This window comes from Pseudomonas sp. JQ36 (assembly GCF_053851495.1).
The window spans coordinates 3,713,653-3,738,204 of the sequence record NZ_CM132642.1; the positions used below are offsets into that span (position 1 = coordinate 3,713,653).

General features: G+C 60.7%; 18 protein-coding genes, 1 pseudogene and 1 riboswitch. Of the genes and pseudogenes, 7 read left to right on the forward strand and 12 right to left on the reverse strand.

All coding sequences use genetic code 11. The features are described 5' to 3' along the window. Positions 1 to 57 precede the first annotated feature (57 nt). A complete protein-coding gene (locus tag ACS4NR_RS16635; RefSeq protein ID WP_171061848.1) occupies positions 58 to 954 on the forward strand; it encodes a GlxA family transcriptional regulator in 897 nt (298 codons plus the stop codon). Positions 955 to 1,131: 177 nt separating this feature from the next. On the opposite strand, the gene zapE is transcribed toward ACS4NR_RS16635, so the two are convergent. The 3 genes from zapE to ACS4NR_RS16650 all read right to left on the reverse strand — a co-directional run bounded on the left by zapE (position 1,132) and on the right by ACS4NR_RS16650 (position 4,326). After that, positions 1,132 to 2,226, reverse strand: a complete 1,095-nt coding sequence (gene zapE, locus ACS4NR_RS16640) for a cell division protein ZapE (RefSeq protein ID WP_456017904.1) — start codon at positions 2,224 to 2,226, stop codon at positions 1,132 to 1,134. A 90-nt stretch (positions 2,227 to 2,316) separates the two neighbouring features. Continuing rightward, positions 2,317 to 3,672, reverse strand: a complete 1,356-nt coding sequence (locus ACS4NR_RS16645) for a tryptophan--tRNA ligase (protein WP_135296538.1) — start codon at positions 3,670 to 3,672, stop codon at positions 2,317 to 2,319. 24 nt (positions 3,673 to 3,696) lie between these two features. Continuing rightward, on the reverse strand, positions 3,697 to 4,326 hold the full coding sequence (locus ACS4NR_RS16650; protein WP_456017905.1) for an alpha/beta hydrolase: 630 nt from the start codon (positions 4,324 to 4,326) through the stop codon (positions 3,697 to 3,699). A 144-nt stretch (positions 4,327 to 4,470) separates the two neighbouring features. On the opposite strand from ACS4NR_RS16650, the gene ACS4NR_RS16655 reads away from it, so the two are divergent. Next, positions 4,471 to 4,905 (forward strand): YhcB family protein, encoded by a 435-nt coding sequence (locus ACS4NR_RS16655; protein ID WP_007961596.1) that lies wholly within the window; start codon positions 4,471 to 4,473, stop codon positions 4,903 to 4,905. Between the two features lie 255 nt (positions 4,906 to 5,160). Here the strand turns inward: ACS4NR_RS16655 and ACS4NR_RS16660 are convergent, their stop codons facing one another. The 7 genes from ACS4NR_RS16660 to ACS4NR_RS16690 form a co-directional block, all read right to left on the reverse strand. Beyond that, complete coding sequence (locus ACS4NR_RS16660; protein WP_095136845.1) at positions 5,161 to 5,895, reverse strand: OmpA family protein; 735 nt, start codon at positions 5,893 to 5,895, stop codon at positions 5,161 to 5,163. Between the two features lie 116 nt (positions 5,896 to 6,011). Then, positions 6,012 to 6,656 (reverse strand): MBL fold metallo-hydrolase, encoded by a 645-nt coding sequence (locus tag ACS4NR_RS16665; RefSeq protein ID WP_027612196.1) that lies wholly within the window; start codon positions 6,654 to 6,656, stop codon positions 6,012 to 6,014. A gap of 63 nt (positions 6,657 to 6,719) precedes the next feature. Continuing rightward, positions 6,720 to 9,452, reverse strand: a complete 2,733-nt coding sequence (locus ACS4NR_RS16670) for a LuxR C-terminal-related transcriptional regulator (RefSeq protein ID WP_456017906.1) — start codon at positions 9,450 to 9,452, stop codon at positions 6,720 to 6,722. Between the two features lie 286 nt (positions 9,453 to 9,738). Then, positions 9,739 to 11,103, reverse strand: a complete 1,365-nt coding sequence (locus ACS4NR_RS16675; protein ID WP_115984448.1) for a DUF1329 domain-containing protein — start codon at positions 11,101 to 11,103, stop codon at positions 9,739 to 9,741. A gap of 27 nt (positions 11,104 to 11,130) precedes the next feature. Further along, positions 11,131 to 13,020 carry a DUF1302 domain-containing protein gene (locus ACS4NR_RS16680; RefSeq protein ID WP_115984449.1) on the reverse strand — a complete coding sequence of 630 codons (1,890 nt, stop codon included), beginning with the start codon at positions 13,018 to 13,020 and terminating at the stop codon, positions 11,131 to 11,133. 337 nt (positions 13,021 to 13,357) lie between these two features. After that, positions 13,358 to 15,040, reverse strand: coding sequence for a fatty acid--CoA ligase (locus ACS4NR_RS16685; RefSeq protein WP_456017907.1), 1,683 nt, complete (start codon positions 15,038 to 15,040; stop codon positions 13,358 to 13,360). A gap of 146 nt (positions 15,041 to 15,186) precedes the next feature. Continuing rightward, complete coding sequence (locus ACS4NR_RS16690; protein ID WP_456017908.1) at positions 15,187 to 16,371, reverse strand: MFS transporter; 1,185 nt, start codon at positions 16,369 to 16,371, stop codon at positions 15,187 to 15,189. Positions 16,372 to 16,471: 100 nt separating this feature from the next. Here ACS4NR_RS16690 and ACS4NR_RS16695 point away from each other — a divergent pair. Next, positions 16,472 to 17,237: pseudogene (locus tag ACS4NR_RS16695) on the forward strand (AraC family transcriptional regulator). 127 nt (positions 17,238 to 17,364) lie between these two features. On the opposite strand, the gene ACS4NR_RS16700 reads toward ACS4NR_RS16695, so the two are convergent. Beyond that, positions 17,365 to 17,994 carry a LysE family translocator gene (locus ACS4NR_RS16700; protein ID WP_007967726.1) on the reverse strand — a complete coding sequence of 210 codons (630 nt, stop codon included), beginning with the start codon at positions 17,992 to 17,994 and terminating at the stop codon, positions 17,365 to 17,367. A 243-nt stretch (positions 17,995 to 18,237) separates the two neighbouring features. Between ACS4NR_RS16700 and ACS4NR_RS16705 the strand changes: the two genes are divergently transcribed. The 3 genes from ACS4NR_RS16705 (at position 18,238) to ACS4NR_RS16715 (ending at position 21,072) form a co-directional block, all read left to right on the forward strand. Beyond that, a complete protein-coding gene (locus tag ACS4NR_RS16705; RefSeq protein WP_456017909.1) occupies positions 18,238 to 19,203 on the forward strand; it encodes a 2-hydroxyacid dehydrogenase in 966 nt (321 codons plus the stop codon). A gap of 33 nt (positions 19,204 to 19,236) precedes the next feature. Then, positions 19,237 to 20,235: a class I SAM-dependent methyltransferase gene (locus ACS4NR_RS16710; RefSeq protein WP_108592724.1), complete on the forward strand. Its 999-nt coding sequence runs from the start codon at positions 19,237 to 19,239 to the stop codon at positions 20,233 to 20,235. Positions 20,236 to 20,274: 39 nt separating this feature from the next. Then, a riboswitch (yybP-ykoY riboswitch) is annotated at positions 20,275 to 20,399 on the forward strand. Between the two features lie 88 nt (positions 20,400 to 20,487). Beyond that, positions 20,488 to 21,072, forward strand: coding sequence for a TMEM165/GDT1 family protein (locus tag ACS4NR_RS16715; RefSeq protein ID WP_095136833.1), 585 nt, complete (start codon positions 20,488 to 20,490; stop codon positions 21,070 to 21,072). 191 nt (positions 21,073 to 21,263) lie between these two features. Here ACS4NR_RS16715 and ACS4NR_RS16720 read toward each other — a convergent pair whose 3' ends face one another. After that, positions 21,264 to 22,082, reverse strand: a complete 819-nt coding sequence (locus ACS4NR_RS16720) for a M48 family metallopeptidase (protein WP_095136832.1) — start codon at positions 22,080 to 22,082, stop codon at positions 21,264 to 21,266. 263 nt (positions 22,083 to 22,345) lie between these two features. On the opposite strand from ACS4NR_RS16720, the gene ACS4NR_RS16725 reads away from it, so the two are divergent. Further along, positions 22,346 to 24,487, forward strand: coding sequence for a methyl-accepting chemotaxis protein (locus ACS4NR_RS16725; protein WP_095136831.1), 2,142 nt, complete (start codon positions 22,346 to 22,348; stop codon positions 24,485 to 24,487). Positions 24,488 to 24,552: the final 65 nt, after the last annotated feature.

Sequence of the window (24,552 nt, forward strand, 5' to 3'; positions counted from 1 at the left end):
CTGGCAATCGACCGGGTTTTCGCATCCACTCTCATGCAGGCCAAGGACTTCTTCCATCTGGCCAGTCTGCGTTACGGCAAACAACTGGGCCACGGCCTGACACCGGCGTTCGAAACCCGCCTGGTCAGCCCCGACGGCAAACCGGTGAACAGCTTCAGTGACGTGATGATGCCGGTGGACGGCGGCCTGGAAAACGCCGACGTCATCATCCTCCCGGCGTTCTGGGACGACTTCGAAACGCTTTGCGGTCGTTACCCACAGATTCTGCCGTGGCTGCGCGAACAGCATGCCCGCGGCGCCGTCCTCTGCGGCGAAGCAACCGGGGTGTTCTGGCTGGCCGAAGCCGGATTGCTCAACGGCAAGGAAGCGACCACCTACTGGCGTTTCTTCAATGCCTTCGCCGAACGCTTCCCCAAGGTGTACCTCAATCAGGACAAGCACCTGACGGACGCCGACAACCTGTATTGCGCCGGCGGCACCACTTCGGCCTGCGACCTCTATATCTACCTGATCGAACGCTTCTGCGGCGCCAACGTGGCGCAGGCCGTGGCCCGCGACATTTTGTATGAAGTGCAACGCAGCTATTCGCCGGGACGTATCGGTTTCGGCGGGCAGAAGCTGCACCAGGACGTGATCATCCTGCAGATCCAGCACTGGCTCGAAGAGCATTTCGCCGACAAGTTCCGCTTTGAAGACGTGGCCCGCGAGCACGGCATGAGCATCCGCAACTTTATGCGCCGCTTCCAGACCGCGACTGGCGACAAGCCGCTGCACTACCTGCAACGCCTGCGCATCGAGACCGCCAAGGGCTTGCTGTCCGGCAGCCGCAAGAGCATCAAGACCATCAGTTATGAGGTCGGCTACGACGATGCGAGCTTCTTTGCGCGGCTGTTCCGCCAGCACACCGAGCTGTCGCCTAACCAGTATCGGCAGCAGTTTCAGCAGGCTGCGTAACTCGCTGCCCACGCACAAAACCCCTGTGGGAGCGGGCTTGCTCGCGAAAGCGTACTTTCAGTCGGCATCTATTTAGCTGACACACCGCATTCGCGAGCAAGCCCGCTCCCACAGGGGTACCGCGTCGTACAAAAAAGGGCCTGCAAATGCAGGCCCTTTTTTGTATGCCGAATCTGTTTAAGGCTTGTGCGCCCGCGACAGAAACTCGTGCGATTGCATCTCCAGCAGACGGCTGAGCGTACGCTGGAACTCGAAGTTCAGGCGCCCGCCGGTGTATAGGTCTTTCAGCTCGACTTCAGCAGAAATGATCAGCTTGACGTTACGATCGTAGAACTCGTCGACCATGTTGATGAAGCGCCGGGCGATGTCGTCGGTGGTGACGCTCATCTGCTCGACGCCACTGAGCAGCACCGCGTGGAAGATCTTGCCCAGTTCGATGTAGTCGTTCTGGCTACGCGGGCCGTCGCACAGTTCGCGGAAGTCGAACCAGGCCACGTCGTCGCAGGTGCGTAGCGCACGGATTTCACGGTTCTCGATGATCAGCACATCATTCTCGACCGCTGCGGTGCATTCCGGCGTGAGGGCCTTGAAGCTCTTGCGCAGGCTTTCGTGCGCGGCTTCGTCCAGCGGATAGTGGAACAGCTCCGCTTGTTCGAGGTGACGCAGACGATAGTCGACACCGCTGTCGACGTTGACGATTTCGGTGTTCTGCTTGATCAACGCGATGGCCGGCAGGAAGCGTGCGCGTTGCAGGCCGTCCTTGTACAGGCCGTCCGGAACGATGTTAGAGGTCGCAACCAGGGTCACGCCGTTCTTGAACAGCTCTTCCATCAGCGTGCCGAGGATCATCGCGTCGGTGATGTCCGAGACGAAAAATTCATCGAAGCAGATCACTCGCGACTCGGTCGCAAAGCGCTTGGCGATGATGGTCAGCGGGTTTTTCTCGCCGCCGAGGGTTTTCATCTCTTCGTGCACACGCTTCATGAAGCGGTGGAAGTGGGTGCGGGTCTTTTCCTTGAACGGCAGCGCTTCAAAGAAGGTGTCGACCAGGTAAGTCTTGCCGCGACCCACGCCGCCCCAGAAGTACACGCCCTTGACCGGCGTCTGATCCTTCTTGCCAAACAGCTTGCCCAGCAAACCCGGCTTGTTCTGCTCGGCCGCGATCAGATCGTCGTACAGGCGCTGCAGATGACGCACGGCAGTTTCCTGCGCGGCATCATGGAAGAAGTCCGGGCGTTTCAGATCAGCTTGATATCGTTCTAGGGGCGTCATAATTCGTTAGCAAGGCAACAAAAACGGGCCGTCACTGTAGCGACGGCCCGTAGGAATGGCAATCAGCCCTTGGTCGGGCCGCGCCGCGGATTAGTCCTGAACCGGGGTCAGTGCTACGCGCAAAGCTTCGATAGCGGCGTCCCGCGCAGCAGCATCGGCGAACGCCGGGCTGTCACCAACGCACTCACCTTCCAGCCACACGCTGAAGCTCAGGTCTTGATTGCGGATGTCCAGCGCCTGACCGGATTGCAGTTGCTTGGTCACCTGGCCGGCGGTTTTGCCGTCGGCGAAGTTGCGCGACAGCAGCAGTTGCTCGCCATCGGCCGCCAGCAAACGGAAGCGGAAGCTGCCGTCGTCTTCCCGGAAGCTGACGAAACGTGCAGCTTTCACGGCTTTCTTTTTGGTGGTCGCCGCCACTTGCACCTGATTGACGAACGAACGCAGGCCAACCGCCTCACGCAGTTCGTTGAGGAACGGCGTCGCCACCGCACGAGCCTTTTTCGCGCCGTGTTGCAGGATGTCTTCCAGATCCGCCGGGCGCTCGATCAGTTGGTGATAGCGCTCGCGGGACTCACCCAGTTCATTGTCGAGCAATTGGAACAGACGATTCTTCGCCTCGCCCCAGCCCAGACCGCCGAGCAGTTCGCTGCGGAATTCGTCCGCCTGCGCAGGTGTGGCGAAGGCCTGGAACAGGGTGAACAGATGCGAGTTGTCCGGATCTTTGGCTTCGCCCGGCGCTTTGGAATCGGTGACGATCCGCGAGATCGCGTCCTTCATCTCTTTGGCGCTGGAGAACAGCGGGATGGTGTTGTCGTAGCTCTTCGACATCTTGCGCCCGTCGAGGCCTGGCAAGGTCGCCACGCTCTCCTCGATCAGCGCTTCAGGCATGGTGAAGAACTCTTTGCCCTGGCCGAACAGGTGATTGAAGCGCTGACCGATGTCACGGGCCATTTCCACGTGCTGGATCTGGTCGCGACCGACCGGCACCTTGTGCGCGTTGAACATCAGAATGTCCGCCGCCATCAGCACCGGGTAGCTGTAGAGGCCCATGGTGATCCCGGCATCCGGGTCTTCGCCGCTCTCGACATTCTTGTCCACCGAGGCCTTGTAAGCGTGCGCCCGGTTGAGCAGGCCCTTGGCGGCGACGCAGGTCAGCAGCCAGGTCAGTTCAGGGATTTCCGGGATGTCGGACTGGCGATAGAAGGTCACGCGATCGACATCCAGGCCACCGGCCAGCCAGGTCGCGGCGATTTCCAGACGCGAGCGCTGAATGCGCAGCGGGTCATCGCATTTGATCAAGGCGTGGTAGTCGGCCAAGAAATAGAACGAATCGGCATTGCTGTCGCGGCTGGCGAGGATCGCCGGGCGGATGGCGCCGGCGTAGTTGCCCAGGTGCGGCGTGCCGGTGGTGGTGATGCCGGTGAGGATACGGGTACGGTTCGTCATGGGTAATCGCTTGTCAGACTGCAATCAATTCGAGAGACGCGGCAGGATCAGATCCTTGAGATCGGTCAGCTTGCCATGAAAAAAGTGTCCGCATTCTGCCACTTTCAGCAGCTGATGGGGGCGCTGGAGTTTTTCCGACCAGTCATAGACCAGTTGCGGATCGATCACTTCGTCGGTTTCCGGCTGGATCACGGTCAGCTCGCCGTGTTGTGGCAGTTGATCCTGATCGCCCAAACGCATGACCGCCGGCGCGACCATGAACAACTGCTTGAGCTGCACGCCCTGCGCTTCAAGACGACCGCCGAGACTTGCTGCAACAAATCCGCCGAAGGAGAAACCGAACAGGGTCAGCGGCAAATCCGGGTGTTTTTCCCGTAGCCATGCTGCGGCAGCCTGAGCATCATCGACTTCACCGCTGCCCATGTCGTGGGAGCCTTCGCTGGCACCGACGCCGCGATAGTTGAAGCGCAAGGTAATCAAACCTGCGTCGCGCGCGGTGCGCTGCAGGGTCGAGACGACCTTGTTGAGCATGGTGCCGCCCTGCACCGGGTTCGGATGGCAGATCAGCGCGATGCCGATTGGCTGCTCGTTATCGAGGTACAGCGCTTCGATTTGGCCGACTGGGCCGGCAATGACTACAGGGGTTTCACGCATCAGCAAGGAAGGAACTCCGTGACCTCGAATCGGGTCGACTCGTCTAGCAAATTGTCTGTGCCAATCTATTGCGAGTGAATCGCGGTATACAGCGCAGGTTCGAGCCGTTAACGTAAAGCAAAGCCGTTTATAGAGGAAGGACTCGTGGAACACTCGCTCTTAGTTTGGTTGTTGCCGACTCTTGCCCTGGTTGTGGGTGTCGCCATTGGATTCCTGATCGCTCGCGTCGCACCGAATGCCGCGCCGAGCCGCACGCAGCGTCAACTGGATGATATCCAGGAGCGTTTCGACAGCTATCAAAACGAGGTGGTCACCCACTTCAACAGCACCGCGATGCTGGTCAAGAAGCTGACCCAGAGCTATCAGGAAGTGCAGGATCATCTCGCCGAGGGTGCCAACCGCCTGGCCCTGGACGAGCAGACCCGTCAACGCCTGATCGCCGCTTTGCACGCCGATGCCGCGCAGGCACCGCGCGAACGCCTGACGCCGCCGCGCGATCAGGAGCCGCCACGCGACTACGCGCCGAAAGCCCCGAACTCGCCGGGCATGCTCGATGAGCATTACGGCTTGAAGAAGTAATCAGTCTTCGCTGCAAGCAAAAAGCCCCCGGACAATTCGGTTGTCCGGGGGCTTTTTTTGTATCTGATGATTTGAGGGTGCTTGGTTCGGCCCCTTCGCGAGCAAGCTCGCTCCCACAGGGTTATGTGGTGAACACAGATTTTGTGAACAACACCAATCCCTGTGGGAGCGGGCTTGCTCGCGAAAGGGCCAGCACGGGCAACCCAAAAAAATACCCGGTCACAAGACCGGGCATTTCTTCACTCAAGCATTCACTTACGGATACTGCTGAACCGTACCCGGCTGTTGCTGCTGACCACCATACTGCTGACCCGGGATCGCCTTCAGGTTGACCTCGACGCGGCGGTTCTGCGCGCGGCCATTGACGTCACCGTTGCTGGCAATCGGGTTATCCGGGCCGGCGCCACGGGCCGACAGGTTGGCACCGCTGACACCCTGCGAGGTCAGGTAGGTGGCCACGCTCTGCGCACGACGCTGAGACAGGTCCATGTTGTGCTGGCGGCTGCCGGTGCTGTCGGTGTAGCCGACGATTTCGATCTGGTTCTGGTTGAACTCTTTCAGCGAGTTCGCCAGGTTGTTCAGCGGCTGATAGAAACTTGAAGCGATATTCGCCGAATCGGTGGCGAAGGTGATGTTGCCCGGCATGATCAGCTTGATCTGATCGCCCTGACGCTGCACTTCAACCCCGGTGTTGGCCATGCTGGCGCGCAGCTTTTTCTCTTGCTGGTCGGCGTAGTAACCGTAACCGGCCGCCGAGGCACCCACCACCGCCGCGCCGATCAAGGCACCCTTGCCACGGTTGTTGTGGTCAATGGCGGCACCCGCCAGGGCGCCAGCCAGCGCACCGAGACCGCCATACTTGGCGGTTTTGCTCATGCCTTGCGAGCCACCGTCGGCCTGACCCTGATTGTCATACGGGTTGGGAGAGGCGCAGCCGGCCAACATGGCCACAGCGGTAGCAACAATAATCAAACGAGGCGTGGTGAACATGAAGAGCTCCTGGTTTTTTCGCATTCTGTGTGGCAGCGGCCCTAGGCAATAGACCTGTGCGGGCGTTGGATCATGACAATGCCGAAAAATTCCGCCGCACACTCATGACAAAATATTTAGGCGCGCACGAATGGGTTTTCGCGCATTTCATCCCCCAGACGCGTATCCGGACCATGCCCGGCAACCACGATTGCGTCTTCGTCGAGCGTGTACAGCCGCTGCTTGATCGATCGCACGATGGTCGCCTGATCGCCGCCCCACAAGTCCGTGCGCCCTACGCCGCGACGAAACAACGTGTCGCCGGCAATCAACAGCTTAGCCTCGGAAAACCAAAAGCTCATGGAACCGGGTGTATGTCCCGGCGTATGCAGCGCCACGCCGCAGCCACAGGCCAGTTCTTCATCGTCGCTCAACCAGCGATCCGGCGATGGCACCGGCGTGTAGGGTACACCGAACATCTGGCATTGCATTTCGAGGTTGTCCCACAGGAACTGATCTTCCTTGTGCAGATGCAGGGTCGCGCCAGTCTTTTCCTTCATCTGCCCGGAAGCGAGGAAATGATCGAGATGCGCGTGGGTGTGGATGATACTGACCACTTTCAGACCGTGAGCATCGAGGCGCGCCATGATCAGGTCAGGATTGCCACCCGGATCGACGACGATGGCTTTTTTAGTGATCGGGTCGCCGATGATCGTGCAGTTGCACTGCAGCGGGCCGACGGGGAAGGTTTCGCGGATGAGCGCAGGCGCTGGAACAGTCATGGGGCAATCCTGATCAATATTCGACGGCGGCGAAAACCGCTGATGCCGAAGATTTTAGCGGGACTAGATCATTAACCCCAGCGCCTTGGCGCGGGCCACCGCCTGCGTACGCCGCTCAACCCCCAACTTGCTGTTGATATGGCTGGCATGGGTTTTCACGGTATGCAGGGAAATGAACAGCTGTTCGCTGATTTCCTGATTGGAACAGCCTTGGGCAATCAAACGCAGCACCGCCAGCTCGCGACTGCTGAGTTGTTCGGCAGCGGCGCACTCAACCACTGGACGAGTCGCCACCTGCGGAAAATGCGTCAGCAACTGTTGTCCCGCCAACGTCGGTGAGTTGTGCAATTGGCTGCGCAACCAGTCAGGATGTTCTCTGATCAGTGCGTCAAATGGCTGTATCACACCGCCCGCCGCCGCTTCCAGCGCCTGGCTCAATGCTTTGCGTGCCTCGGATTCGCGGCCACTGCTCAGCAACAAATTCACTTTCTGCGCCAGCGCCATCACACACAGCAACTGGCGTCCGGTTTGCTGACCGTTTTCCAGCAACACATTCAAGCGTCCTTCGGCGAGCATCGGCTGTCCTTTGATCACATCGAGCAACGCCTGCTGCAGTTCGACGTGCAACGGCAGCTGTGGATGAAATTCCGGTGGCGCCGCTGCACGTTCGCCGGTGTAGGTCTGACCCAGGCGCGCCAGCCAGGCTTCAGCCAGATCGGTACGGCCTTGCACCAGCCACAGTTCGCATTTGACCAGGGTAATCATCGCCAGGTAGTAGATCGGCGGCACATCCCAGATATGCATCAGGCGCTCGGCTTCAGCGAGCTCGGCGAAGGCCTTGGCGAACTCGCCAACGCTGCCGTCCAGACGGGCGATCACGCAGTGGCCGATCAACACGCTGATATCGCGGCAGGCCCGCGCTTCGGCCAGACCACTCAGCAATCGGGCCCGGGCCTGCTGCGGTTGCAAGCGCATGGACAGCAGAAAACCTTCATACAGCGTCAGCCGCGCACGCACCGCGTACAGACGTTGCGCCGACAGCCCGCGCAGACGATCAAGGCCCTGATGCACCTCATCCAGGGCGCGCAGAATTTCCCCGCGCGACTGCAATACCCGCGCCCGGTCGTAATGCGCCAAGGCTTCGAACAGCGGATTGCCGACCCGCTGCGCAAGCTCGAGGGATTCGCGATTCAAGCCTCGGGCGCGCCATAGGTCGCCGTCGGCAATCGCCAGATTGGACAGGGTCGACAGGCACATCAGGCGTTGCCCATAACGTTTGACTGGCAGACTTTCCAGCGCCTCGCTGCAATAGCGTTGAGTCAATTCACGATGCCCGCGCCCACGGGCGATAATCCCGCTGAGCGCCAGCCATTGCGCCAGCATCGACTTTTGCGCAGAGGCCGAAGGCGCCGGCAGAAAACGACTCAGATGGCTGGCCAGCTCTTCAGCGGCATCCAGTTGACAGGCCAGCCCGAGCGCCCAGCTATAGAGCACGATCAAGCGTGGCGTGCTGATCAGCAGACTGTCGGGCAAGTCCATTTTCCAGCGCAGCAGCATGCCCACGTTCTGCTCGGCGAGCAGTTGTTCCTCGGACAGGTTCTGCACCAGATTCGCTGCGACATCCAGATGGCCGGCGCGCAAGGCCTGCTCCACCGCCTCGTCGAGCAGCCCTTGAGCATTGAACCAGCGGCAGGCGCGCAGGTGCAGGGTCGCCGCTGGCACCAGCGTCTGGGTCACGGGACGGCTGCGCAGCAGATCGGAAAACAAATGGTGATAGCGATACCAGTGACCGTGTTCGTCCAGTGGCACCAGAAACACCTGATGCGCCAACAGAAACCGCAGGATTTCGGCGCTGTCGTGGGCTTCGCGCACCGCGTCGCACAGTTCGCTGCAAAAGCGCTCCTGCGGTGCGGTGTCGTAAAGAAACGCCTGCACCTCGGCGGGCAGGCAATCGATCACTTCTTCCAGCAGATAGTCGCGGATCAGCCCTTCCCCGCCATTCAGCGCTTGCGGTAACGCGGCCTCGCTGCCGGCTTCGGATGCCGCGAGCAACCAGAAACGCAGTCCGGCCACCCAGCCTTCGCTGCGCTGGATCAGGTTTTCCAGGGCTTCGCCGCGCAATGAACTGCTGTGTCGATCGAGCAGCGTCAGGGCTTCATCATGGGTCAGGCGCAGGTCCTGCTCATGCAGTTCGAGCAACTGGCGCGACAGGCGCAGACGCGCCAGATGCCAGTCCGGGCGCTGCCGGCTGGTGACCATGACCAGCAAGCCATCGGGCAAATGATTGAGGAAAAACTGCAGGCAACGATCGAGCACCGGCCCTTGGGCGAGATGGTAATCGTCGAGCACCAGCAATAAGGGCGTGGTTGGTTGCAGTTGCAGCGCCAGTTCATCGAGCAAGCCGTCGAGCCATTCTTCGAACGCGAACGGCTGATGGCGCTGGCGCATCTTCAACAGGCCGAGTGCACGGCTGCCCAGTTCCGGAAAGTAGTCCTGCAGCCCCTCCAGCAAGCGCTCGAGAAAGCGCCCTGGATCGTTATCTCGCGGACTCAATCCCAGCCAGAGACTTTGCCAGTGCGCCGGCAGACTCTGACAGAACTCCACCGCCAGCGAACTCTTGCCGAACCCGGCGGGGGCGCTGACCAGCAACAGCCGTCCACCGAGCCCGGCCTGCAGGCGCTCGCAAAGACGTGGTCGCAAGACGTAGCCGTCGGGCAACGGCGGGCGGAAAAAACGCCCGTCCAATGACGCGACGGTAACGCTTGCGGGACCCGGAAGTGGGGACAGATCAGTCATGGCCGGCTCTTGTTCGAATTGCTGTTGGCGGCGTTGCAGATGTCCGCAGACTAGCCTTAAACGAACCGGTTATGAAGGTTGCTGCTACAAATGGCTACAAAAAGGCTACACCCTCCTGTGGCCCACCCTGTAGGAGCTGCCGAAGGCTGCGATCTTTTGATCTGGCTTTTGCCGTTGAAAAGTCAAAGTCAAAAGATCGCAGCCTTCGGCAGCTCCTACCCCCAAAAAAAACGCCCCGAACCAGTCGGGGCGTTTTCACGAGGATGCGGCCTCGGGTTGCAGCGGGTTAGCGAACACCATCCTGACGCAGTGCGGCCGGGGTGAAATCGCTGGTGGTGGCGGTGAAGCCGAAGTCATACGCCTGCTTCTCTTCGTTCTTCATGCCCAGCGCCAGATAACGCCCGGACTGCAAGTCGTAGAGGGTTTCCAGCGCGTACCACGGCACTTGCTTGTCGTAGTAGTTCTCGGCGTGCGCTTCAGCCACGCGCCACAGTTGACCACGACCGTCGTAGTGATCGATTACCGCTGCCTGCCAGGTATCTTCATCGATGTAGAAGTCACGCTTGGCGTAGATGTGGCGCTGACCTTCCTTCAGCGTCGCAACGACGTGCCAGACGCGGCGCAGCTCGTAACGTGCCAGATCCTGGTTGATGTGGCCGGCCTTGATGATGTCCGAGTACTTCAACTTCGGATCGTCGAGCTTGTAGCTGTCGGAGGCGATGTACATCTCTTTCTTGCCTTCAAGCTTCCAGTCGTAACGATCCGGAGCACCGTTGTACATGTCGAGGTTGTCGGAGGTACGCAGGCCGTCGGCAGCAGTACCCGGGCCGTCATACGACACTTGCGGTGCACGACGCACCCGACGCTGACCGGCGTTGTAGACCCACGCCGAACGCGGTTCCTTGACCTGGTCGAGAGTCTCGTGCACCAGCAGTACGCCACCGGCCAGACGCGCCGGCGCGGTCACTTTCTGCTTGAAGTAGAACAGGATGTTGCCCGGGTTCGCCGGATCGTAGTCCTTCATCTTGTCGCGGAACACGAACTGATCCTGGAAGTACACCAAACTGTACGAGCCGTTCGGTTGCGGCGTGGCCTGCGTCACCAGACGGGTCACGCTGCCGCCGCGATAGCGGGTGATGTGGTTCCAGATCACTTCCACGCCGGTTTTCGGAATCGGGAACGGCACGGCGGTATCGAAGTTTTCCAGACCGTTGCCGCCGGAGACCAGATTGGTGCTGGTGGCATTCTTCTTGATCGCGGCAAACACTTCATCCGGCACGGTGGCGCCGCGATGAGACGGGTAGACCGGCATCTTGAAGGTTTCCGGGTAGCGCTTGAACATCGCGTACTGGCCCGGGGCAAGCTTGTCCTTGTACTTGTCGGCATCTTTGGCGGTGATGGTGAACAGCGGCTGCTCACTGGCGTAAGGGTTGGACAGGAAGCCCTTGCTGTCGACGCTGCCGGCGTTCTTCGGCAGCGGTTTCCAGGCCGGAATCGAACCGTCGGCGTTACCGGCCATTTCCGCGCCCATCGGCGTCAGGCTTTTGCCCAGTTTATCCGCTTCGGCAGCAGGCACCGCCGCCATGACGCTGGTCGCCAGCAGCGACAGACCCAGAACACCGGCGTGGAACAGACTCTTTGTTATTTTCATAAATTCGTTCGTCCTGAAATGCAGTGCTTAGAAGTTCACGCCGAAGCTGAGCGCCACGAAGTCGCGGTCATCCACGGTGGTGTACTTGCCGTCGAAGAAATTGGTGTAGGCCAGACTCGCGGTGTAGGTGTTCTGGTATTCGGCATCGACGCCCAGGCTGACCGCTTTGCGACCTTCCTCGAAGTTGCCGCCAGGGCCTGGCGAGTAACCGCTGACGTCGTGGGACCAGGCCACGTTCGGCTTGAGGTTCACGCCGGCGAACACGTCGTTGTATTCCCAGATCGCACGACCACGGTAACCCCACGACATCGAGGTGGTGAAGCCGTCGTTATCGCAATTACGGCTGCGGTTGTTCTGCGGTGAACCCGGCCCTGCACCATTGATGGTGCTGGCGTTGAGAATGTTGGCGCAGGTATTCACACCGCCAGTGGCCGGCAACTCGCCTGGACCATACACCGGATCGCGGCCATAACGCTTCTCGGACCGGCTCTCCAGCCCGCCGACGTAGGTCGCACCGACTTCACCGACGAGGGTCAGACGGCTGGCGCCCATGACCTGATCAAAGAAGTGCGTGAACGTGGTCTGGATCTGGGTGATTTCCTTGCGCTCATAGCCATGCAGATCCTGGCCAGGAACGCCATTGAGTATCGAAGCGTTGGTCAGTGCGCCGCCGATCGGGCGCACACCTGCGAACAGGATGTCGGTGGAGTTCAGTTGCACCGGGGCGTTCGGACGGTAGCTGATCTCACCGCTCCACGCCGTACCGGTAGGCAGGGTGGTGGAGAAGCTCAGGCCGTAGAGGCGAATGTCTTCAGGATATTCAATGAAGTAGTTCGAGTTGCCCGCGACCAGCAACGGTGCGAGTGCCGCAAAAGGCCCCGGCAGTGCGCGCGCGGTGTTGTAGACCGATTGTGGTGCGCCGGTGGCGCTGAAGATCGGCGCACGGCTGTGGTAGTTCATGAAGTAGGCGCCGAACTCGGTGTCGAGCGGTTCGTACATGTACTTGAAGGACGCGCCCCACTGACCGCTGTCACGGGCATCGCGGTCCGGACCACGGCGTACCAGAACACCTTCTTCGTTGACGTTGACGCCGTTGGCCGCCAATGGCCCCAAGGCGATAGCCGGGATTTGCGAACGTTTGTTCAGCACGCGCAGATTGCTGTCGCAACCGTCGGCAACGATGTCCGGCTGGGAGAAGAACGTACCGCAGTTGTCGACGACGGTCTGGTCCCATTCCAGTTGATAGAACGCTTCGGCCGAGAGGTTATCGGTGAGGCTCTGGGACACGTAGAACATGTTGACCGGAATCAGGCCTTCCTTGATCTCGGCGCCCGGACGACGGAAAGCGGAGACGTCGATCGGGTTGATCGAGTTGATGCCGCCGCCGATGAAGGTACTTTCACCCCAGCTCACCACCTGCTTGCCCAGACGCACGGAGCCCGGCTGATCGGCAATCGCGTAGTTGTGGTAGACAAAGGCGTCGAGGATCTGCCCGCCAGCGGATTTGGCGCCCTCTTTGCGGTTGCTGTCGCTGATGTCCTTGAACTGGCGGCTCTCGTCCTTGAGTTCGAAGTCGTACCAGTATTTGCCACGGACGAACACCCCGGTGTCGCCGTATTTCAATTCAAGGTCATGGATGCCCTTGAAAATCTTCGAGAAGGTTTCGCCGCTCTTGAAGTTGGCGTGACCGTCATCGGAGGTCTGCGACAGGCCATGGCCACCATTGTTGACGCCGATGAGGTTCTTGTTCGGGCTCTGAGTAGACCAACTGGCACCGATCGACAGGGACGAGTCGAACTGTCCTTCGATTTCACCGACGTTGAAACTGACGCCGAATGCGGGCCCGGCGAGCGAAGAGGCAAGACTGACCGCCAGAGGCAGTTTCGCCCGGCGCCAGAACTGGTTTACTGAGGTCATCGACGCTACTCCATGTGCATTATTGTTATGGCAGTGAGTACTTTTAAAAACGCCTGGAAGACCGGGAGCCAGTAGCCACCCGACGTCTCTCCAAAATTGCATCGCCCCTGTTCGTGCGTGTGCCCCGTTCTTAAAAATCCTTGAGCGGACTATAGCCAGCAGGTGGTACTGCTTGATCCCTCTAAAGTGTGATTTGCAGCTGCCGGCCACTCTGGAACAGTCCTTTCGCCAGTCCGACACATGTCGGCACGGCAAGGATGGCTGATTTTTTCGATTTCACAAGCCAAGCGCTTGCTTGGTGGGTCTGGCGCGCCGGTTTCGGCGCGCCAGCGGACACTCAAAGTGTCGAGAGGAAGGTGCTGTTGTTGGCCTGCCATTCGGTGATGTCGAGGCGGATGCGCTTCTTGTCGAGCTTGCCGACACTGGTCTTGGGAATTTCCGTAACAAGGGCGATCTGGCTTGGAATCGCCCACTTGCTCAAGTGCCCCAGTTCCACGAACGGCTTGAGGTGTTCCTTGAGCTCGCGGGCACCGATCTCGTGCCCTTCGCGGATCACCAGCAGCGCAAACGGCCGCTCGCCCCACTGCGGATCAGCAATGCCCACCACTGCTACTTCACGTACCGCGACGTGACGGCTGATCAGGTCTTCGAGGTCCAGCGAGGAGATCCATTCGCCGCCGGTCTTGATCACATCCTTGATGCGGTCGCGGATGTCGATCACGCCCATGCTGTCGAGCGTCGCCACGTCGCCGGTGTGCAGCCAGCCGCCGGCCCAGAGTTCGGCGCCCTTCTGCGGCTCGTTGAAGTAGCCTTCGGTGAGCCACGGCGCACGCAGCACCAATTCGCCCTGGGTTTCGCCGTCGGCGGGCAGGAAGTTGCCCTCGGCGTCGACGATTGCCGCTTCCACCAGCGGCCCGGGCACACCGGCCTTGATCCGGTAAGTGGTGCGCTCGTCTTCGGTGCCGGCCATCAGCTCGTCGTTCAGGTGGGCACAGGAAACCAGTGGTCCGGTCTCCGACATGCCGTACGCCGCCGTCAGCTGAATGCCCCGGGCCTTGGCGGTTTCATACAGTGTCCGGTTCAGCGCACTGCCGCCGATGACGATTTTCCAGCCGCCAAAATCATTACCCTGCGCGCCTTTGGCGTTGAGCAGCATCTGCAGGATGGTCGGCACGCAGTGGGAGAACGTGACCTTCTCCTTGCGCCACAGCTCGACCAGGAATTCCGGGTCGTAACGCCCCGGATAAACCTGCTTGAGCCCGAGCATGGTCGCCACGTACGGCAAGCCCCAGGCATGCACATGGAACATCGGGGTGATCGGCATGTACACGTCGTTGGTGCCGAGCAGGCGCACGCTGTCGATCGCGCCCATGATCGTCGACACGCCCATGGTGTGCAGCACCAGTTGCCGATGGGTGAAGTACACACCTTTCGGGTTGCCGGTGGTGCCGGTGGTGTAGAAGGTGGTGGCGACCGAGTTCTCGTCGAAATCCTGAAAGTCGTACTGCGGGCTGGCGGCGGCCAGCAGTTGCTCGTATTCGCCAACCAGGTTCGGCAGCTCGGCAGTCTTCTCCGGCAAATCGGTGAGCAGCAGGGTTTTCCCCACCGTGGTCAAGTGCGGCGCGATGGCCTGGTACAGCCCGACGAACTCGCTGTTGACCAGCACGAAGCGGTCCTCGGCATGGTTCATGGTGTAGAGGATCTGCTCCGGCGACAGACGCACGTTGATGGTGTGGATCACCGCGCCGATCATCGGGATGGCAAACATGCATTCGAGGTAGCGATGGCTGTCCCAGTCCATCACCGCCACGGTGTCACCCGCCTTCACCCCGGCCGCCGTCAACACGTTGGCCAGCCGCGCCACCCGATCGATCAGGGTCGGGTAGCTGTAGCGCAACTGGTCTCGGTAGATGATCTCGCGGGTTTTCTCGTAACGGGCGCCAGACATCAGCAGCCGTTTGATCAGCAATGGATACTGGTAGGCCCCATCGGCCGGGGGAATGACGCGAGTCTGCAACATATGAATCCCTTTTCTGGCTGCACGGTGTTGGCGTAGAGCGCATTACTCTAGAGCCGTTATACCCCAGTAAAATCAGCCGAAGGAATGATTTGCACAGCCGTACAAATGCTAGCTTTGCGCCAGCATTTGCCGGTATTCAGCGTCGGTCAGGCTGTTTGCCCGACAGCCGCTTCGGAAGGTGTGCGTGGGAAAACCACAGCCGCGAGGAAGGTCAACGCGCCAAAACCCGCCAGAATCAAGTAAAGCCCGACAAACCCATGGCGCGGTTCGACGTAGGCAATGAGCGGAATCGCCGTCGCACTGACGCCGAACGACAGGCAGTAACGCAGAGCGAAGCCCCGTGACTGCCACTGCGGCGCGACGAAATTGGCGACCATCGAGTCGTTCACCGTCACCTGACCGAACACCACGAACATGAACGCCGCGCCGAGCACGATCACTGCCCAGCCATCGACATACGCCATGGCGTACAACAGCGGCGCCTGAAACAGCGTCAACACTATAAACGGCCATTTCAGGCTGACCCGGTGCAGCACCTGGCCAATGCTCAACTGCGCCACCGCACCAAAGGCATACGCCAGGCTGACCACCACGCCGAGGGTTTGCGGCGAGGCGAACAAGTCATGCAGACGTTCCTCAAACAGCTTCGGGTAGGTCATGGTGGTGGCGTTGAACACTACACCGCCAGTGGCCGTCGCCAGTGCCAGCACACCGAACACCATGAGCATCGAAATCCGCTGCCCGGCAGCGCCCTTCAGTGCGGTATGCGGACGCAGCGGGATCGGCTCTTCACGCACCTGCACGGCAAAGCCGACTCCCAGCAAGATCGCCACCACGCCCGGTAACACAAAGGCCGACCGCCAGCCGAACTGCGCCACGAGCAACCCGGTGATCAGCGCCGAGAACGCCACGCCGAGGTTGCCCCACATGCCATTGATGCCAATCTCCCGACCGCGATTCTGCGCGTAGGCCACCAGCATCGCGGTGCCCACCGGGTGGTAGATCGCGGCGAAAATGCCGATCAGGGTCAACCCGATCACCAGCATCGTCGGGCTGGTGCTCAGCCCGGTGAAGATTGCCGAGGCGCCGATGCCGAAGAAGAACACCAGCATCATCTGCCGCCGGCTCCAGTGATCGCCCAGCCAGCCGGCCGGTAACGAACAGGCGCCAAAGGCAATGAAGCCGCCCAGCGACAGGCCGATCAGCGCGGCGTAGTCGAGACCGAAGGCTTGGGTCATGCCGAGCACGGCGGCGGGAAAAATCAGCATGAACATGTGATCGATCACATGAGCGGCGTTGACGTAGCGTATGACGTTTCGAGATTGATTCATGGCAGCACGCTTGTGTTTGTTATGGGCGGAAGGTTGTCAGCGGCTTTATGCTAAGTTGGCGAAAAAGCGCATACCTGCCAACCAGGTCATCAAATCAGACATGTTGATCAGCCACTTCGAACACGGCCCGGTGAGTGCCTATCCCCGGGATTATCTGGACGGTGAGCACCAGCCGCTGCACCTGCACCGCGAGGCGCAGTTGCTGTATGCCGTCCGAGGGATCATGCGGGTGGTGACCGACCTCGGTGCCTGGGTGATTCCGCCAAGCCGCGCAGTGTGGATTGCGCCGCAAGTCGCGCACGAGATATTCATGTCCGGCGATGTGCAGATGCGCTCGCTGTTCATCGCCCCCGAGCTATCACCGGCCAGTCTGCAACAGTGCTGCGTGCTGGCGGTGACGCCGCTGCTGCGCGAGTTGATCCTGCGCGCCGTACAAGGCCCGCCGCACGCGGACAATCCGCTGATCCAGCAGTTGATGCTGGAAGAGCTCGCCAGCCTGGAAAACCTGCCGCTGCACATTCCGATGCCCACCGACCGACGCCTGCAGAACATCTGTCTGGCGTTGCTGCACACTCCGGATCACCCCAACACCCTGGAAGACTGGGCACAGCAGGTCGGCGCCAGCTCACGCACTCTGGCGCGGCTGTTCCAGCGACAACTGAAGATGAGTTTCAACGCCTGGCGCCAGCAACTGCGCCTGATGGAAGCCCTGCCGCGCCTGCTCGCCGGGGACAGCGTGCAGAGCGTGGCGCGGGATCTGGGGGTACGGCAGCGCGCGGGCGTTCAGCGCGATGTTTCGCCGTTTGCTCGGGGAAAATCCCCGCGACTACCTGAACACCCTGAGCAAGCTCAGCCAACTCGTGTAGGAATTTTCCACCCCCAGTGGGAGCGAGCTTGCTCGCGAAAGCAATCTTCCAGTCACCGGTGATGTCGACTGATCCGACGCCTTCGCGAGCAAGCTCGCTCCCACAATTTTGAATCGTGTTTCTGCAATCAATGCATCTCGGTAAACGCGATTTTCACGCCGAGAGCGATCAGCACCGCGCCCATGGTGCGGTCGAACCAATGGCCCATGCGGGCAAAACCGGCACGTACACGTTGCTGACTGAACAGCATCGCCACCAGACAGAACCAGAAAGCGGTCGCGACGGCCAGGTAAACCCCATAACCCGCCTGCACCGCCAGCGGCGTGTGCGGGTTGATCACCACGGTGAACAGCGACAGGAAGAACAGCGTGGCTTTCGGGTTCAGGCCGTTGGTGACGAAGCCCGAGGTGAACGCGCCGCGCGCCGTGCGTACGCCGGCCTCTTTGTGCAGATCATCGGCCACGACTTTCGCCGGCTGTGCGCGCAACGCCTTGAAGCCGATGTACAGCAGGTAAGCGGCGGCGGCCCATTTCAAGGCGTTGAACAGCACGATCGACTGCGAAACGATCAGGCCGATGCCCAGCAGCGAATAACCCACGTGCAGGAAAATCGCTGTGCCCACGCCCAGCGCGGTCCAGGTGCCGGCGCGGCGACCATGGGTCACGCTCTCGCGCACCACCACGGCAAAGTCCGGGCCGGGGCTGGCCACGGCCAGCAGATGGATCAGTGCAACGGTCAAGAACTCGGTCCAGTACATGGGGGCTCCTCTTGGGGTGAACATCAGCTTGAACACATCGCCCGAATGCTTTTCCCCTGTGGGAGCGGGCTTGCTCGCGAATGGCGTTGTGTCAGGCAACCTTTGTGGTTCTGACACGCCCTCTTCGCGAGCAAGCCCGCTCCCACAGGTTTTGTAAGCACCTCGGACACTGCGTAACGTTTTGTTTCATCTGGTAGGCTCGGCAGATTACGCCTTCCGTTCCAAGCACAAAAGGTACAGTTGATGACGAACCCGCGCCGCGCCGTATTCCTCGATCACCCGTCTCTGGATCTCGGTGATCTCGACCTCAGCCCGTTGCGCGCCTGCTTTAGCGACCTGCAACTGTTCGCCCAGACTGCATCGGAACAAGTCGCCGAACGCCTGCACGGTGCCAGCGTGGCGATCACCAACAAGATCCGCATCGACGCCGCCGCGATGGCCGCCAACCCGGATCTGCAACTGATCCTGATCACCGCCACCGGCACCAACAACGTCGATCTGGACGCGGCCCGCGCCCACGGCATTACCGTGTGCAACTGTCAGGGTTACGGCACGCCGTCGGTGGCGCAACACACAATCATGTTGCTGCTCAACCTCGCCACCCGCCTCGCGGATTATCAAAAAGCGGTCGGCGAAGGTCGCTGGCAGCAAGCCAGACAGTTCTGCCTGCTCGACTACCCGATCGTCGAACTGGAGGGCAAAACCCTCGGCCTGCTTGGTCACGGCGAACTCGGCGGTGCGGTCGCGCGACTGGCCGAAGCGTTTGGCATGCGTGTGTTGCTCGGGCAGATACCCGGCCGCCCGGCGCGCCCGGATCGTCTGCCGCTGAACGAATTGCTGCCGCAGATCGACGCCCTGACCCTGCACTGCCCGCTCAACGAACACACCCGGCACTTCATCGGTGCCCGTGAACTGGCGTCGATGAAACCCGGCGCCTTTGTGGTCAACACCGCACGTGGCGGCTTGATCGACGAGCAAGCCTTGGCCGACGCGTTGCGCAACGGTCACCTCGGCGGTGCGGCTACCGACGTGCTCAGCGTCGAACCGCCGGTCAACGGCAATCCGCTGCTGGCGGGCGATATTCCGCGGCTGATCGTCACTCCGCACAACGCCTGGGGCAGTCGCGAAGCGCGGCAACGCATCGTCGGCCAATTGACCGAAAACGCTCAGGCATTCTTCAGCGGTACAGCGCTGCGGGTCGTCAGTTGATAAACTGCGGCACTTTTTTTCCAAGGAGCAGTTATGGATCCGCGCAGTGAAGTACTGCTTCGTCAGGCCGAGTTATTCCAGGGTTCGCTGTTGTTGGCCGGTTTGCCTGCCGACGATCTGCTCGGGCGCCTGCCCAACGCGTTCGGCTGGTGCTGGCATGCCGGCGATCAAGCCGCACTGGATGCGCGCTTCGAAGGTCGTAGCCATTTCGGCGTAAACGTGCCGGAGCGCGAGTTCGACAGCGCCGTGGTGTTTTTGCCCAAGTCCAAGGATCTGACCGATTACATCCTCAACGCCGTGGCCGCACGTCTGGCCGGGCGTGAGGTGTTTCTGGTCGGGGAAAAACGCAGCGGCATCGAGGGTGCGTCCAAGCAGCTCAACCCGTTCGGCAAGCCGCGCAAGCTCGACAGCGCGCGCCATTGCCAGCTGTGGCAAGTCACCGTGGCCAACGCGCCTGAAGCAAAATCGCTGGAAAGCCTGGCGCAGACTTATGAGCTGCCACTGGCCGAAGGCCCGTTGAAAGTCATCAGCCTGCCGGGCGTGTTCAGCCATGGCCGACTGGATCGCGGCAGCGCCCTGCTGCTGGAGCATCTGGACAAACTGCCGAGCGGTCATCTGCTGGATTTCGGCTGTGGCGCCGGGGTTTTGGGCGCGGCGGTCAAACGTCGTTATCCGCACAATCAGGTGACCTTGCTCGACGTCGATGCCTTCGCCGCCGCCAGCAGTCGCCTGACGTTGGCGGCCAACGGTCTGGAAGCCGAAGTGCTGACCGGTGATGGCATCGACGCTGCACCGATGGGTCTGAACGCGATTCTGAGCAACCCGCCGTTCCATGTCGGCGTGCACACCGATTATTTCGCTACCGAGAACTTGCTGCGAAAAGCGGCCAAACATCTGAAAAACGGCGGCGAACTGCGCCTTGTTGCGAACAGCTTCCTGAAGTATCAGCCACTGATCGAAGAGCATCTGGGCGTGTGCGCGATCAAAGCCGAGGGCAATGGTTTCCGGATTTACCGGGCCAAGCGCGGCTGAAAATTTGTTCTTGCTCTATCGGTTTTGCGAAGGCAGAATCCGCTCCGTCCTAGGGGAGTAGTCTCCCACGAGCGCCAAGCTCGTCCGGCATACGTCAACATACTTGATCCTCAGATCATGGCGTATGCGACCCAAGCGTCCGCACCAGACGGATCGCAGGGTTTGACAAGACCTATGACACGCACACCTTACCCGGGGCGGGAAGGCTGTACGTGTCATAGCCGTGTCGACCCGCCCCTTAGGAAAATCCTGATGCTGGACTCGTTACTCGTTCCCACCGCAATCGTTGCCTTGGCCGAAATCGGCGACAAGACGCAACTGCTCGCGCTGATTCTCGCCGCTCGCTTTCGCAAACCCTGGCCGATCATTGCCGGTATCGTCGCTGCGACCCTGGCCAACCACGCGGCAGCCGGTGCGGTAGGTGCCTGGTTCGGCAGCTTCTTCTCCGATTCGGTGTTGCACTGGATTCTTGCCGCAAGCTTCGCTGCCACGGCGCTCTGGACGCTGGTTCCGGACAAGATGGACGACGATGAAGCCAGCACCGCACGCAAGTTCGGCCCCTTCCTGACCACGCTGATCGCCTTCTTCCTCGCGGAAATCGGTGACAAGACGCAGATCGCCACGGTGATGCTGGCGGCGCAATACCCTGAGCTGTGGCTGGTGATTATCGGCACTACCCTGGGCATGTTGATTGCCAACGTGCCGGTGGTACTGGCGGGTAACTTTGCGGCGGAGAAATTGCCACTGACCTTAATCCGTCGCCTGGCGGCTTCGGCGTTCCTGATTCTGGCGATCGTGGCGGTGTACAAGGCGATGCAGAGCAGTGGCTGGGTTTAACCCCCGTCGACTGAACTACCGAAAACCTGTGGTGAGGGGATTTATCCCCGATGGGGCGCGAAGCGCCCCCAAGCTGACCACCTCGGTGCACCCAGTACACCGCAGTCATAGGTTTTGGGGCTGCTTCGCAGCCCATCGGGGATAAATCCCCTCACCACAATAAAGCCAGTTCCCTTCAAGCCCCGACGGACTCAGGACTTCGGGGCTTTCTCGTACAGCGGCATGACTTTCGGAATCGCCGCCTGCAGCGAGGCGATCCGGCTGGTCGATGCCGGGTGAGTACTCATGAACTCCGGTGGCGAACCTTCTGACGCCTTGCTCATCTTGTTCCACAAGGTGATCGCGGCATTCGGGTTGTACCCGGCACGGGCGGCCAGCTCCAGACCGATCAGATCAGCTTCGTTTTCGTTGGCACGGCTGTTGGGCAAGGTCATGCCGTAGTTGGCCACGGTGTCGGCCAGCGCCAGACTGTCCTGACCCAGACCGAACAACGCACCGGCACCCTGCTTGGCCATTTCAATGCCATAAGCCTTGGACATCGCTTCACGACCGTGCTCGCGCAGGGCGTGGGCGATTTCATGGCCCATGACCGCAGCGATTTCATCGTCGGTCAGCTTCAGGCTGTCGATCAGCCCGGTGTAGAAAATGATCTTGCCGCCAGGCCCGCAGTTGGCGTTGAGCTCGTCGCTCTTGATCAGATTGACTTCCCACTGCCATTGCGCCGCATCCGGACGGAAGTTCGGTGCCTGGGCGATCAGCCGGTTGGCAATCGCCTGAACCCGCTTGGCCTCCGGACTGGTCTTGTCCAGCACGCCTTTGCTCGACGCTTCGCCGACGGTCTTCTGATAGGACTGGGCATACATCTGGTCGACCTCTTGCGAGGACAGCATGCTGAACATGTACTGCTTGCGCTCCACCCCCACGGCTCCGCCGCTGGTGGTGTTGACCGACTGACAACCGGCCAGCAACAGCGCTGCGCTCAGTGCACTTACAACCAATGTCTTGTTCATTCAAAAGCTCCCTGAAAACCTGCCGCGTATCCTAGGCGGGTAATTGTATCGGCGCCAGATACAACAGACGTGTTGCACGGTCTTTCGGAAATTTCCCACCGCTGCTGTCGTAAAAAATTCACAGCAACCGGCAAGCCTGCTGCCACTGCGTCGCGCACCGACCCATTTGCGACATCCTCCGCCGTTTGTTTCGTTCAACGCTCATGGCGCCATGCCTGCTGCCGATACAACAGCGCAGACGTCCTCTTGCGTGCGGAGCTCCCATGAAGTTCAAGTCGATCCAGTTTTCCGTCGCCGCCCTGGCTGGCGCCATCGTCCTCAGCGTGGTCGCTGCGCTGGTGCTGTACGCGCTGTTCTCCGGCGCCCGCACCCAGGAAATGGTGCAACAGCGAACCCAGGCGCAGTTCGAGCAAGTCATCGAACAACGCCTGACCTCGCTGGCGCAGACCCAGGTCAGCCAGATCCAGCGCGAACTCGAAGCGCCGTTGCTGATTGCCGGCGGACTGGTGCGGGTCAACGCGCTGCTCGGCACACCGGGTGCCGATGGCCAGCCGCGACTGAGCATGAGCCGCGAGCAACTGATCAGCCTGATCAAGGAAAACGTCGAAAAGAATCCGAAGATTCTCGGCACCTACATCGGCTGGGAAAAAAACGCACTGGACCACAATGACGCGGCCTACATCGGCAGCGCCGTGATCGGTATCGATCCCGCCAACGGACGCTTCCTGCCGTGGTGGTTCCGCAATACCGACGGCAGTCTGGGCGTGGACAAACTGGCCGATGTCGACGATCAGAAAACCCTGTCCACCGGGGTGCGCGCCAGTGAGTACTACCTGTGCTCCAAGGAAACGAAAAAGCCCTGCGTGATCGATCCGGCGCCGTACAAGGTCGGCGACAAGATCGTGATGCTCGCCTCGTTCATTGAGCCGATCATGCTCAACGGCGCATTCCAGGGCATCGTCGGCGCCGACCTGTCGGTGAACTTCATTCAGGAAATGCTCCTCGGCGCCAACCAGAAGCTGTACGGCGGCGCCGGGCAAATGACCCTGATCGGCGGCAACGGCCGGATCGTCGCCTACACCAAGGACACCAGCAAATTCGGGGAAAAGGTCAGCGACATTCTCGACGCCGAGCAGATCGCCAACATGGCCAACCTCAAGCGCGGCGAAGTCACCTACTCGGTCAACAAGGACAAGGGTCGCATCGAGCTGTACCTGCCGTTCGGCATCGGCCAGACCGACGCACGCTGGACCTTGATGCTGCAACTGCCGCTGAACGCAGTGATGGCGGATCTGCAGAAACTCCAGGCCGATCTCGATGCACAACGAAAATCCGACACCTTCGGCATGGCCATGGTCGGCCTGATCATTGCCGCCATCGGTTTGCTGGTGATCTGGCTGGTGGGGCACGGCATCGCCCGACCGCTGAAACAGATGGTCGCCATGCTCGATGACATTGCCAAAGGTGAAGGCGATCTGACCCGTCGCTTGAGCAGTGATCGCAGCGATGAACTGGGCTCGATTGCCAAGGGCTTCAACACCTTCCTCGCCAAGTTGCAGGCGATGATCACCCAGGTGGTGACGTCGGTGCAGAGCGTCAGCGATTCCTCGGAACACACTGCCGACATCGCGATTCGCACCAACATCGGCATTCAGAAACAAATGGCCGAGATCGATCAGGTTGCCACCGCCGTGCAGGAAATGACCGCCACTGCCCAGGACGTGGCACGCAACGCCACCCAGGCGGCGCAAGCCGCCAGCCATGCGGATCAGGCCGCAGGCCAGGGCATGCAGATCGTTCGTGATACCTCGAATTCGATTGGCGTGCTGGCGGTGGAAATCGGCAAAGCGGTGGAGGTGGTGCAGACGCTGGCCAAGGACAGTGAAAACATCAACGCGATCCTCACCGCGATTCGCGGAATCGCCGAGCAGACCAACCTGCTGGCGCTGAACGCGGCGATCGAAGCGGCGCGGGCCGGCGAACAAGGTCGCGGCTTTGCGGTGGTGGCGGACGAGGTACGCAATCTGGCGCAGAAAACCCAGAAAGCCACCGAAGAAATCCAGAGCATGATCCAGCAACTGCAACAAGGCACCCGCGATGTGGTGCGGGTCATGGAAGACAGCCAGCACCGCACTGACGAAAGCGTGCAGCACGCGGCGAAAGCGGCCGAGGCGCTGGAGACGATTACTCAGGCGGTGTCGGTGATCAATGACATGAATACGCAGATTGCCAGTGCGGCGGAAGAACAGAGCGCAGTGGCGGATGACATCAATCGTAACGTGATCAATATCGGTCAGGTGGCGAATGAAGTGGCGGGCGGTGCGGATGAGTCGAGTTCGGCCAGTGCCGGCCTGACTAAATTGGCGGAGCAGCAGCGGCGGTTGATCAATCAGTTCAAGGTCTGATCCAAAGGCCCATTCGCGAGCAAGCCCGCTCCCACAGTAATTTTGCGGCGTTCACAAAACCTGTG

Coding starts and splice junctions, on each gene's coding strand:
- zapE (WP_456017904.1), bottom strand. CDS start 2,226: ATGACGCCCCTAGAACGATATCAAGCTGATCTGAAACGCCCGGACTTC.
- ACS4NR_RS16645 (WP_135296538.1), bottom strand. CDS start 3,672: ATGACGAACCGTACCCGTATCCTCACCGGCATCACCACCACCGGCACG.
- ACS4NR_RS16650 (WP_456017905.1), bottom strand. CDS start 4,326: ATGCGTGAAACCCCTGTAGTCATTGCCGGCCCAGTCGGCCAAATCGAA.
- ACS4NR_RS16660 (WP_095136845.1), bottom strand. CDS start 5,895: ATGTTCACCACGCCTCGTTTGATTATTGTTGCTACCGCTGTGGCCATG.
- ACS4NR_RS16665 (WP_027612196.1), bottom strand. CDS start 6,656: ATGACTGTTCCAGCGCCTGCGCTCATCCGCGAAACCTTCCCCGTCGGC.
- ACS4NR_RS16670 (WP_456017906.1), bottom strand. CDS start 9,452: ATGACTGATCTGTCCCCACTTCCGGGTCCCGCAAGCGTTACCGTCGCG.
- ACS4NR_RS16675 (WP_115984448.1), bottom strand. CDS start 11,103: ATGAAAATAACAAAGAGTCTGTTCCACGCCGGTGTTCTGGGTCTGTCG.
- ACS4NR_RS16680 (WP_115984449.1), bottom strand. CDS start 13,020: ATGACCTCAGTAAACCAGTTCTGGCGCCGGGCGAAACTGCCTCTGGCG.
- ACS4NR_RS16685 (WP_456017907.1), bottom strand. CDS start 15,040: ATGTTGCAGACTCGCGTCATTCCCCCGGCCGATGGGGCCTACCAGTAT.
- ACS4NR_RS16690 (WP_456017908.1), bottom strand. CDS start 16,371: ATGAATCAATCTCGAAACGTCATACGCTACGTCAACGCCGCTCATGTG.
- ACS4NR_RS16700 (WP_007967726.1), bottom strand. CDS start 17,994: ATGTACTGGACCGAGTTCTTGACCGTTGCACTGATCCATCTGCTGGCC.
- ACS4NR_RS16705 (WP_456017909.1), top strand. CDS start 18,238: ATGACGAACCCGCGCCGCGCCGTATTCCTCGATCACCCGTCTCTGGAT.
- ACS4NR_RS16710 (WP_108592724.1), top strand. CDS start 19,237: ATGGATCCGCGCAGTGAAGTACTGCTTCGTCAGGCCGAGTTATTCCAG.
- ACS4NR_RS16715 (WP_095136833.1), top strand. CDS start 20,488: ATGCTGGACTCGTTACTCGTTCCCACCGCAATCGTTGCCTTGGCCGAA.
- ACS4NR_RS16720 (WP_095136832.1), bottom strand. CDS start 22,082: ATGAACAAGACATTGGTTGTAAGTGCACTGAGCGCAGCGCTGTTGCTG.
- ACS4NR_RS16725 (WP_095136831.1), top strand. CDS start 22,346: ATGAAGTTCAAGTCGATCCAGTTTTCCGTCGCCGCCCTGGCTGGCGCC.